This is a genomic window from Polaribacter sp., assembly GCF_049276715.1.
In the GTDB taxonomy this organism is placed as follows: domain Bacteria; phylum Bacteroidota; class Bacteroidia; order Flavobacteriales; family Flavobacteriaceae; genus Polaribacter.
In genome coordinates this window covers 21,551-33,667 of record NZ_JBASWY010000021.1, presented here as the reverse complement: position 1 = coordinate 33,667, position 12,117 = coordinate 21,551, and the positions used below count along the sequence as shown (strand labels likewise).

At 30.2% G+C, this 12,117-nt stretch carries 6 protein-coding genes; 5 read left to right on the top strand and 1 reads right to left on the bottom strand.

Annotated features, from left to right (window positions below):
* From WAO74_RS05230 to WAO74_RS05220, 3 genes are read left to right on the top strand one after another with little or no spacing between them, the layout of a single operon-like run.
* Entirely contained in the window at positions 1–1,875 is a 1,875-nt protein-coding gene (locus WAO74_RS05230) for an alpha-amylase family glycosyl hydrolase (protein WP_422160130.1), read from the top strand.
* Positions 1,876–1,884: 9 nt separating this feature from the next.
* Positions 1,885–3,531, top strand: a complete 1,647-nt coding sequence (locus WAO74_RS05225) for an alpha-amylase family glycosyl hydrolase (RefSeq protein WP_422160129.1) — start codon at positions 1,885–1,887, stop codon at positions 3,529–3,531.
* 10 nt (positions 3,532–3,541) lie between these two features.
* Positions 3,542–5,587 (top strand): glycoside hydrolase family 97 protein, encoded by a 2,046-nt coding sequence (locus WAO74_RS05220; RefSeq protein WP_422160127.1) that lies wholly within the window; start codon positions 3,542–3,544, stop codon positions 5,585–5,587.
* A 90-nt stretch (positions 5,588–5,677) separates the two neighbouring features.
* Here WAO74_RS05220 and WAO74_RS05215 read toward each other — a convergent pair whose 3' ends face one another.
* On the bottom strand, positions 5,678–5,857 hold the full coding sequence (locus WAO74_RS05215; RefSeq protein ID WP_422160125.1) for a hypothetical protein: 180 nt from the start codon (positions 5,855–5,857) through the stop codon (positions 5,678–5,680).
* 202 nt (positions 5,858–6,059) lie between these two features.
* On the opposite strand from WAO74_RS05215, the gene WAO74_RS05210 reads away from it, so the two are divergent.
* Positions 6,060–8,861 carry a triple tyrosine motif-containing protein gene (locus WAO74_RS05210; RefSeq protein ID WP_422160123.1) on the top strand — a complete coding sequence of 934 codons (2,802 nt, stop codon included), beginning with the start codon at positions 6,060–6,062 and terminating at the stop codon, positions 8,859–8,861.
* Between the two features lie 208 nt (positions 8,862–9,069).
* Complete coding sequence (locus tag WAO74_RS05205) at positions 9,070–12,117, top strand: SusC/RagA family TonB-linked outer membrane protein (protein WP_422160122.1); 3,048 nt, start codon at positions 9,070–9,072, stop codon at positions 12,115–12,117.

The window sequence follows — 12,117 nt, the reverse complement described above, 5'->3', positions numbered from 1 at the left end:
ATGAAAAAAATACATAGCCTTTGTATCATTTTAATTTTAGCAATAATAGTTGGTTGTACACAAAATAAAGTATTAGAAAAGAAGATGATTGTAGAAAATAAACCTAAAAAACAGGTTGTTTATCAGGTGTTTACACGTTTGTTTGGAAACACAAACACCACCAATAAACCTTGGGGAACTATTGAAGAAAATGGAGTAGGAAAGTTCAACGATTTTACAGATAAAGCCTTGTCAGAAATCAAAAATTTAGGAGTTACCCATATTTGGTATACTGGGGTTCCACATCATGATGTGATTCGAGATTATACAAAACACGGAATTTCAAATGACGATCCAGATGTGGTAAAAGGTAGAGCTGGTTCTCCTTATGCTGTCAAAGATTACTACAATGTAAATCCTGATTTAGCAGAAAATATAGAAAACAGGTTACAAGAATTCGAAGCTTTAATCGAGCGTTCTCACAAAGCCGATTTAAAAGTAATTATTGATATTGTACCAAATCATGTTGCTAGAAACTACCAAAGTATTTCCAATCCTGAAGGAACCAAAGATTTTGGTGCAGATGATAATTTTTCTGTTGAATATGATGTAAATAATAACTTTTATTACGCACCAAATAAAGCTTTTGAAGTACCCGATTTTTTAAAAGGATACAAACCTTTAGGGGGAGAAAATCATCCTTTATCTGATGGAAAATTTGATGAAAATCCTGCAAAATGGACAGGAAATGGTTCGCGTTCTCCAAAGCCTAGTTTTTACGACTGGTATGAAACTGTAAAAGTTAATTATGGAATTTCTCCTGATGGAAAAAAAGATTTTAATGAATTACCTGCAGGTTTTGAAAACGAAAATTATCAAAAACATTTTGATTTCTGGCAAGATAAAACCGTTCCAAATTCTTGGGTAAAATTTAGAGATATTGCTTTATATTGGTTAGAAAAAGGGGTTGATGGTTTCAGGTTTGATATGGCAGAAATGGTACCAGTTGAGTTTTGGAGTTATCTAAATTCTAACATTAAGATGAAAAATTCTGAGGCCTTTTTATTAGCAGAAGTATATAACCCAAGTTTGTATAGAGATTATATTAGAAAAGGAAAAATGGATTATTTGTATGATAAAGTGCAGTTGTACGATACCATTAAAAATATTATGCAAGGAAAAGGATTAACAGATCATATACCTCCAATACAAGAATATCTAAAAGATATTGAGCACAATATGTTGCACTTTTTAGAAAATCATGATGAACAACGAATCGCAAGTCCAGAATTTGCAGGAAATCCTTTAAAAGCAAAACCAGCTATGGTGGTTTCTACATCGATTTCAACATCTCCAACCATGATTTATTTCGGACAAGAATTTGGTGAAGATGGCTCAGAAAATGCAGGTTTTGGTTCTCCATCTAGAACGTCCATTTTCGATTATGTAGGTGTTCCTTCATTACAAAAATGGGTAAATAACAAACAATTTGATGGAGGGCAATTAACAAAAGAAGAATTAGATTTAAGAGATTTTTACAAGCGTTTACTGAACTTTACAATTACTTCTAATGCTTTAATGGGTGAATACCAAGATATTCATCAATTTAATAGAGAAAATACGCAATGGTACAATGAAAAAGTGTTGTCTTATGTGCGTTGGAAAAACAATGAAAAACTAATTATCATTTCTAATTTTAATTCAGAAAACACTTATGGTTTTGAGTTAGGTTTACCAGCTGATATCATTAAAAAATGGGACTTAAAAGAGGGTGAATATAAAGTTACAGATCAACTGTATAATACTTATTCATCAACTTTAGTTGTAAAGAATAATCAAGCGAAAGTAAGAGTAGATGTAAAACCTTTGGAATCTTTTATTTTAAAACTTCAATAAAAATTTATTATGAAAAATATACTTGTCTTATTCGTATTTACATCGATTTTTAGCTGTCAAGAAAAACCTTCAGAAAAGATTTCAGAAGGGAAAAAGAAAGAATTTGTTTGGGAAGGAGCAAACGTCTACTTTTTGCTAACAGATCGTTTTAATAATGGAGATACAACCAATGATATCAATTTTAATAGAACTAAAGAAACAGGAAAATTAAGAGGTTTTGAAGGTGGAGATATCAAAGGAATCACTCAAAAAATTAAAGAAGGTTATTTTACAGATTTAGGAATCAATGCCATTTGGATGACACCAATTGTTGAGCAAATTCATGCTGGTACAGATGAAGGAACAGGAGTTTCTTATGGTTACCATGGTTATTGGGCAAAAGATTGGACGAATATCGATCCAAATTATGGAACCAAAGAAGATTTAAAAGAGTTAGTAGAAACTGCCCATAAAAAAGGAATTCGTGTGTTGTTAGATGCTGTAATTAATCACACAGGTCCAGTTACAGATAAAGATCCTGTTTGGCCAAGTGATTGGGTAAGAACTTCGCCAACTTGTACGTATCAAAATTATGAAACAACAACAGCTTGCTCTTTAGTTGAGAATTTGCCTGATATTAAAACTGAGAGTAATGAAGCTGTAGAATTGCCAAAACAGTTAATCGAAAAATGGAAAGCTGAAGGCAGATATGAACAAGAAATAAAAGAATTGAAAGAGTTTTTCGAAAGAACTGGTCATCCAAAAGCACCTCGTTTTTATATTATGAAATGGTTGACTGATTATATTACAGAATTCGGAATTGATGGTTACAGAGTTGATACTGTGAAACATACAGAAGAATTTGTTTGGCAGGAATTCAAGCAAGAATGTGATGCAGCTTTTGCAGAGTACAAGAAAAACAATCCTGATAAGGTTTTAGATAATAACAATTTTTATTTAGTGGGTGAAGTGTATAATTATGCAATATCGCATGGAAAAGCATTTGATTTTGGCGATAAAAAAGTAAATTATTTTGATAAAGCATTTAACAGTTTGATAAATTTTGAGATAAAATGGAATGCCAAACAAATGGCAGAAAAAGATGTTTTTTATAAATACGATTCTCTTTTAAACGGAAATTTAAAAGGTTATGGAGTTTTAAATTATATGACTTCTCATGATGATGGTCAGCCATTTGATAAAGAAAGAGAAATACCTTACAAAACAGCAACCATGTTATTGTTAACTCCAGGAACTTCGCAAGTTTATTATGGAGATGAATCTGCAAGAGATTTAACTATAGAAGGCACAGTTGGTGATGCAACTTTGCGTTCTTTTATGAATTGGGATGAAATTCAAAATTCTGATGAAACCAAAAAAATTCTTAGACATTGGCAAAAATTAGGGCAGTTTAGAGCAAATCATATGGCTGTTGGAGCAGGAAAACATCAACTTATTTCTTATCAAAATGGATTGATTTTTTCTAGAACAAGAAATGAAGACAAAGTTATTGTTGGAATGAATTTGTACGACGAAAATATGAGTATTGATGTTTCATCAATATTTAAAAACGGAGACAAATTAAGAGATTTTTATTCTGATGCAGAGTTTGAAGTTAAAGAAGGAAAAGTTAATTTTTCGTCTATTTACAGTCTTATTTTGTTAGAAAAAATATAAATCACTAATAATGAAAAAAATATTAGGGCTTTTCATTTTAATCAGTTTTTCTTGTAGTAAAGAAAAAGTGACAAATGTAACATCACCTGATAATAAAATTTCTGTTCGCTTTAATTTAGATGAAAAAGCTTCACCATTTTACGTAGTAACGTTTAATCAACAAACCATCATAAAAAAATCTTTTCTAGGTTTTGATTTAGAGGATGCAAACTCATTATTAGATAATTTCGAAATAATAAATTCATCAACAAAAGAATTTAATGAAACTTGGCAAATGCCTTGGGGAGAGCAATTAGATGTTGTAAATCATAACAATGAATTGCGAGTAGAATTGCAAGAAAAATCTAACTTAAAAAGAAGGTTAAACCTTGTTTTTAAAGTGTATAATGATGGTGTTGGTTTTAGATACGAATTCCCAGAACAAGACAACTTGAAAGAAGTTTTAATCACTGAAGAAAATACTGAATTTAATTTAACTGAAAATTATAAAACTTTTTGGGCTCCTGGAGATTGGGATATTTATGAACATTTATATAACACCACAAAACTCTCAGAAATTAATGCTTTAAACTATAGAAATCAACCACTTGCGCAAACATTTATTCCAAATAATGCCGTAAATACACCAGTTACTTTAGTTGGTAAAAACGGAATACATTTAAGTATACATGAAGCAGCTTTGTTAGATTATTCAGGAATGACTTTAGCAGTTGACACAACAAATTTAAGTTTTAAGAGTACTTTAGTTGGTTCTAGAAATACAAGCTATAAAGTAAAAAGGCAACTTCCTTTCAGAACTCCTTGGAGGACTATTCAAATTACAGATAATGCACCAGATTTAATTCACTCGAATTTAATTGTCAATTTAAATGAATCAAATAAATTAGGTGATGTTTCTTCGTTTAAACCAACAAAATATACAGGTGTTTGGTGGGAAATGCATTTAGGAAAATCAACTTGGAATCTTACTAAAGACAAACATGGAGCAACTACAGAAAATGTAAAACGATTTATCGATTTTTCTGCTAAAAATAATATTGGTGGTGTTTTGGTAGAAGGATGGAATAAAGGCTGGGGACCTAATGAAGGTGGTTTCGATTTTGTAACCCCTTATAAAGATTATGATATACAAGAACTTGTAAAGTATGCAAACCAAAAAGGTGTAGAAATTATTATGCATCATGAAACTTATGGCAATGTAACAACCTATGAAAAGCAACAAGACACTGCTTTCGCGTTAATGAAATCTTTAGGAATACACGTTCTAAAAACGGGTTATGTTGGTAATCTTACTCCTGAAGGAGAATATCATCATGGACAATTTATGGTAAATCATTATAATAAAACTATAGAAAAAGCGGCCAAATATCAAATTGCCATTAATGCTCACGAGCCTATAAAACCAACAGGTTTAAGAAGAACGTATCCAAATACAATTTCAAGAGAAGGTTTAAGAGGTCAAGAATTTAATGTTTGGGATCCAAAAGGAGGAAATCCTCCAGAACATTTACCAATAATTGCATTTACCAGAATGTTAGCAGGCCCCATTGATTATACACCTGGAATTTTTCATATAAAATTTGATAATTATAAAAAGGGTAAACAAGTAAATACAACTTTGGCACATCAGTTGGCATTGTATGTTGTTATTTATAGTCCTGTGCAAATGGCAGCAGATTTAGTTGAACATTATGAAGCAAATCCAGCTCCTTTAGAATTTATAAAAGATGTTGGTGTAGATTGGGAAACAACGAAAGTTTTAAATGGTGAAGTTGGAGATTTTGTAACCATTGTACGAAAAGAAAGAAAAACTGGTGATTGGTTTTTAGGAAGTATTACAGATGAAAACGCAAGAGAAATTGAAATAAACTTTGATTTTTTAGATGATGAAATAACGTACGAAGCTAAAATTTATAAAGATGGTGAAAATGCTCATTGGAATAAGAATCCTTTAGATATTTTGATTGAAAAAATTGATATCAACAATGATGCTAAAATTAAATTTAGCTTAAAAGAAGGTGGTGGTTTCGCAATTAGTATTAAAAAGAAAATCTAATTTTTACCAACCTTATCAAATTCTCTGATCATAAAATATGCCCAAATAATTACGCAAATTCCTACAAAGACGGAAAAGTAGAATACTATATTATCTACGCTCATTACTAATCAATTTTAAGTAAATCATTATACCCAATAATGTAGGAGCCCAAAGCCCAAGAAAAATTCCATGCAACTTATCACCTGTTAAAAACAGATACTCTGCAAATAGAATAATGATGCTCAACAATAGTAACATTAGAATGTTAGATACGCCTAACTTTTTCATTAAATAAATTCTTTATCGTTTTAAAACATAAAATTAATTAAATAAATCGTAATTCTTAACGTTTTGCCAATAAAACATGTTATTTATTATATTTATAAATAAATAAGATTCTATACATTTTTAATTTATTACTATACAATTTATTTAATTTATTAGATTTGGTATATTATTTCTTACATTCGTAACCAAACAAGATACTATAATGTTTAAAAATTTTAGGTTTTTTTTTATTCAAATTCTCTTTATTAGTTTTTCAATTTGTTCTCAAGAACTTCCACCTATAAATGTCTATTATACGAAAGATTATGGAGGTGAAAATCAGAATTGGGGAATCTCTCAATCTGATAAAGGATTTATCTATGTTGCAAACAATAAAGGTTTACTAGAATTTAATGGAGCTTCATGGCAATTATATGAAACACCAAATGAAACCATTGTAAGATCTGTAAAAGCTTACAAAGAAAAAATATTTACTGGATTTTATATGGGTTTTGGGTTTTGGGAAAGAAATGATATTGGGAAACTTCAATATATTTCAATTGTTAAAAATCAGAACATTAAAATGCTCGAAGATGAGCAAATATGGAGCATTGTAGAAATTGATGGATTTATGCTCTTTAAATCGCTACAAAGAATTTATCTCTATAATTTAGAATCTAGGGCAGTAAAATTTATCGATGTAGAAAATAGAATTAATAGTTTATCCAAGGTAGATGAAGTAATTTATTTTCATGAAAAGCAAAGAGGATTATTCAAAATAGAAAATGGAGCTGCAAAGTTGGTTTCTAATCATGAAATAGTAAAAGATAATTTTATTGTAGAAGTTTTTAAAAAGGACGACAAACTACTTGTGTTAACGCAAAAAAATGGTTTCTACTATTTAGAGAATGAGGGTCCAATAAAGTGGAAAACAGCATTAGATAACTTATTAACCAGTAAAACTGTATACAGCGTAAGACAATTAGAAGATAAAGGTTTTGCTATTGGAACCATATCTGATGGCTTAATTTATTTAAAAGAAAATGGAGAATTAAACTACCAAATAAATCAAAATTCTGGACTTATAAATAACACAGTGCTTTCTGTGATGGAAGATAGTCAGAAGAATATTTGGTTAGGTTTAGATAATGGGATCGTCTGCATTAACAACACGTCTCCTTTTAAAATGTCTAATAAGAATACCGATTTTTTAGGAACCATTTATACATCAATCGTGTATGAAGACAATATTTATTTCGGAACCAATCAAGGACTTTTTTATAGAGGAGTTAATTCTGATAATGATTTTGAGTTTGTAGAAAATACTCAGGGTCAAGTATGGAGTTTAAAAGAAATTGATAACCAATTATTTTGTGGGCATGATTCAGGTACTTTTATTATTAAAGGTAAACAAGCTGAAAGTATTTTTAGAAATCAAGGAACTTGGGAGATTTTAAAAATAAACGAAAATACCATAATTCAAGGTTGTTATGAAGGCTTGTATGTATTAAAGAAACAGGATTCTAAATGGAAGTTAAGTCATAAAATTAAAGGTTTTCGTAATTCTAGTAAAATGATAGAACTCGCAGACAATAATAGAATTTTTGTAAATCATGAGTATAAAGGAGTATTCAAATTAACCTTAGATAAAGATTATAAAGAGGTTACAAAAATAGATTTAGAAAAATCTTTAGAAAAAGGGATACACTCGAGTATCTTAAAATATCAGAATGAAATTCTATACGCAAATAAAAAAGGTGTATATATTTATGATAAAGAGTTAGATTCTTTTAAAAAAGACAGTATTTACAGTAAACTTGTGTCAGAGGATTCTTTTATTTCTGCAAATTTAGTAAACAATTCATCTACAAATAAATTATGGTCTTTTTCTTTAGATCATATTAAATATTTATCGCCAGGTAAATTAAGTAATCAACCCGAAATCAATAAAATAGCAATTTCTGAGACAATTGCGAAAGCAGCATCAGGTTACGAAAATATAATTAATATAGGTAATGAAATATATTTAATTGGTACTTCAGATGGGTATATAAAAGTCGACTTAAAAAACTTAACAGAAACTGCTAATTTTAAAGTGCATATTAACGAAGTGCATAGTTTTGTAACTGATTTACCTAGAAATAACCTGAAATTATCAGAGAATGCCTCTTTAGATTATAATAACAATAACTTGGAGTTCTATTATAGTGTATCTAATTTTAACAAAATACTTACCACTAAATACCAATATCAATTAGAAGGTTTTAATAAAACTTGGAGTGCTCCTTTAGAATCCAATTCTATTTTGTTTAAAAACTTACAGCATGGTTCTTATACTTTAAAGGTTAGAGCCATTATAGGTGATATTCCAAGTAGTAACGAAGCTTCCTACACTTTTAAAATAAATAAGCCTTGGTATATTTCTAACCCACTTATAGTATTCTATATACTTCTGTCAATATTTGCGTTGTATTCAGTTCATATTGCTTCCAAAAGATATTACAAGAAACAGAAAGAAGAATTGTTAGAAAAAACTAGAAAGGAATCAGAATTAAAAGAATTAGAAACTTCTCAAGAAATTATAAAATTAAATAATGATAAATTAAGAAGTGATATTGAGAGTAAAAACAGAGAATTAGCTACTTCTACAATGAGTATTATTAAAAAGAACGAGTTTTTAAATTCAATAAAAACAGAGTTGGTTTCTGAGGGTAAAGACAGTATTCATAAAGTTGTAAAAATTATTGATAAAAACTTAAACAATACAGATGATTGGAAAATGTTTCAAGAGGCATTTAACAATGCAGATAAAAATTTCCTAAAAAAGATAAAAACAAAGCATCCACAATTAACTCCAAACGATTTAAGATTGTGTGCATACCTCAGGTTAAACCTATCTTCTAAAGAGATTGCGCCACTTTTAAATATATCTCCAAGAAGCGTAGAAGTTAAAAGATATAGGCTTAGAAAGAAAATGGATTTAGACCATGAAGCAAACTTAACAAACTATATTATTGAAGTGTAGAGATTGCAATAAGTAAAAACTACCTATACAATACCACAACAATTACCCTTTTTACGCTTGGTATTCCTACTTAACACTTCCTTAACATACCTTTAATATTAGGATTATTGCTTTTTTTTACCAATGTATGTTTTTTGTTGAGGTTAAATTATGACTTCAATATTATTTTGACCTTAAATTTACATGAACAATAATTAAAACTTTTTTCATGAGAAAAAAAATAACATTACTATGCTTTATGTTGTTGATTGCTTTTGGCTCAAATGCGCAAACAGTCACAGTTAATGGGGTTGTAAAAGAGGCCTCTACAGGAGGAGTACTTCCAGGAGTTAGTGTATCCATTAAAGGATCAACATCTGGAACCGAAACAGATTTTGATGGACTTTATTCCATTAAAGTAGAAAAAGGTGCAACTTTGGTTTTTAACTATTTAGGTTACAAACAAAAAGAAGTGCAGGTTAATCAAGAAACTACCATTAATGTTTCTCTAGAAGAATCAGCAGAATCTTTAGACGAAATTGTAGTCATTGGTTATGGAACTCAAAGAAAAAAAGAGGTAACAGGTGCTGTTTCTGTAGTGTCTAGTGCAACTATAGAAGATTTAAACCCAACTCGAATCGAGCAAGCATTGCAAGGTCAAGTTGCGGGTGTAAATATTACACAGTCTTCTGGTTCACCTGGAGCAGCTTCTAATATTAGAATTAGAGGAGTTTCTACAAATGGAGATAGTAGACCTTTAATATTATTAGATGGAAGGGTTATCGAAGACTTAAGTGTTGTTAATCCATCAGATATAGAATCTATTAATATTCTAAAAGATGCATCTGCAGGTATTTATGGGGTTCGTGCTGCAAATGGTGTTATTTTGGTTACAACAAAAACCGGTAGAAAGAATTCAGCTTTTCAATCTATTTTAAACATGTCTGTAGGTTTTCAACAAACAACAAGAGAAATTCCACTTTTAAATGCAACAGAATATGCGTTATTGGCAAATGAGGCTTTTGCAGCAAATGGAGACGCTTTGCCTTTTACTAATATTAGTGCTTTAGGTAGAGGAACAAATTGGCAAAATTCAGTTTTTGAAACTGCACCAACATATAGTTTAGACTACACCTTAAATAAAGGAACAGAAAAATCTACATATTCTCTAGGTATAGCAGCTACAAGTCAAGATGGTATTGTGGGTGGTAGCAAAGCTAATTTTAATAGAAGAAACATCCGTTTTAATTTTGATACAGATGTTTTAGAAAACTTAAAATTCACTTCTTCTACTATTTATACAAATACAAACAAGAAAAATTTAATAGAAAACACCTTAGGTTCAATTTTATTTAATGCGTTAAATATGCCACCTACAACTCCTGTGCGTGACGCTAATGGAGATTTTTCTTTACCACCTGCAGTAGGAACAGGAATAGAGGTTGCAAACCCATTAACTCAAATAGACAACGCAGAGAATATATCTACGGTTAACAAAATATCTGGTAGTTATGGTTTAAATTATAAATTTTTCGACTATTTCTCTGCAGATGTAAGATATCAAGCAAATTATGCAGTAGCTAACTCTAATACATATAATAAGCTTAGAAATTTTGGAAATGGTAATGTTTTTAATGTTGATGTTCCAACTTTTACAGATTTTAGTCAAAGCTTTTTCGATTACACTTTTGATGCATTTATTAATTACGAAAGAGTATTTAATGATGTACACAGTGTAAAGGCTATGGTTGGAACTTCTGTTTTTCAATCTATTGGAAGGTTTAATACAATTTTAACCAGTAATGCTTCTGGAGAAGATTTAAATAATTTGATTATAGGAAATCCAGTTCTAAATGGAGATGGTTTAGAGATATTCAGAAATAATAACAATGGTGATAATCTAAGTTACGACAGCCGATTATTATCATATTTTACCAGATTGCAGTATGCTTATGATGGTAAATACTTATTTTCTGCAGTTTTAAGAAGAGATGGTTCTTCAAATTTTGGACCTAAAAATAAATTTGGTTTCTTTCCAACAGCATCTATAGGATGGGTGGCATCAGAAGAAGATTTTTTAAAGGATTCAGATGTTGTTAGCTTTTTAAAGTTAAGAGCGAGTTATGGTATTATTGGAAATGATAGAATTCCTGGTTTCAGATTTGTATCAGTATTAAATGGAGAAGCAGAATATGTTTTTAATAATACTTTGGTGCAAGGAATTGCAGCAGGTCCTATTGCGAATCCAGAAATTAAATGGGAGCAACAAATACCTTTAGATATTGGTTTAGACGTAGAATTGTTTGATAAATTTAATATCACTATGGATTACTTTAAGAAAACGACAGAAGACTTGTTAGTTTCTGCGCAGACATCAGGAATTATTGGTGTTGCAGCTCCTGGATCTTCTGTTCCAATTATAAATGCAGGTACTGTAGAAAACACAGGTTTTGAATTTGCTATTGGTTATAAAGAAACAGTTTCAGAAGACTTTAATTTTAATGTAAACTATAATTTCACAACATTAAACAATAACGTAACTTTTGTAGGTAATGATACAGGAATATTAGAAGGCGGTTCTTTTGGTGTAGGTCAAGAGCCACCATCTAGAATGGAAGCAGGTTTCCCAATTGGTTATTTTTATGGATACCAAACAAATGGTTTATTTCAAACTCAAGCAGATGTGAATGCACATGCAACTCAAACAAATGCAGCTCCTGGAGATTTAAGATTTGTTGATACAAATGGAGATGGAGTTATCGATCCAGATGATAGAACTTATATTGGAGACCCAATTGCAGATGTTACAATGGGATTGAATTTATCATTCAATTACAAAAACTGGGATTTTAATGCCTATGCATTTGCATCCCTAGGAAATGAAATAGTTAGAAATTACGAAAGAACTTTACCTTTAACAAACAGAGCTACTTACTTTTTAGATAGATGGACTGGACCAGGAACAAGCAATACAGTTCCAAGAGTTACAACTGGGGCTACTGGTAATAATTTGTTTTCAGACTTTTTTGTAGAAGATGGTTCTTTTCTTAGATTACAAAGTGTACAATTAGGGTATAGTGTTGGTCAGAAAACTTTAGATAAGTTACAATTCAGTAAATTAAGATTTTACGTTTCTGGAAGCAACCTTTTAACAGTAACAAAATATAAAGGTTATGATCCTACAACATCAAATGGTTCTCCAATTGGTGGTGGTATAGATCAAGGTTTTTATCCAAGTCCAAAAACATTTTTATTTGGAATGAATGTTAATTTTTAA

Bases quoted from the DNA above. Each gene is read 5' to 3' on its own strand.
- WAO74_RS05230 (WP_422160130.1), top strand. From the start codon at position 1: ATGAAAAAAATACATAGCCTTTGTATCATTTTAATTTTAGCAATAATA.
- WAO74_RS05225 (WP_422160129.1), top strand. From the start codon at position 1,885: ATGAAAAATATACTTGTCTTATTCGTATTTACATCGATTTTTAGCTGT.
- WAO74_RS05220 (WP_422160127.1), top strand. From the start codon at position 3,542: ATGAAAAAAATATTAGGGCTTTTCATTTTAATCAGTTTTTCTTGTAGT.
- WAO74_RS05215 (WP_422160125.1), bottom strand. From the start codon at position 5,857: ATGAAAAAGTTAGGCGTATCTAACATTCTAATGTTACTATTGTTGAGC.
- WAO74_RS05210 (WP_422160123.1), top strand. From the start codon at position 6,060: ATGTTTAAAAATTTTAGGTTTTTTTTTATTCAAATTCTCTTTATTAGT.
- WAO74_RS05205 (WP_422160122.1), top strand. From the start codon at position 9,070: ATGAGAAAAAAAATAACATTACTATGCTTTATGTTGTTGATTGCTTTT.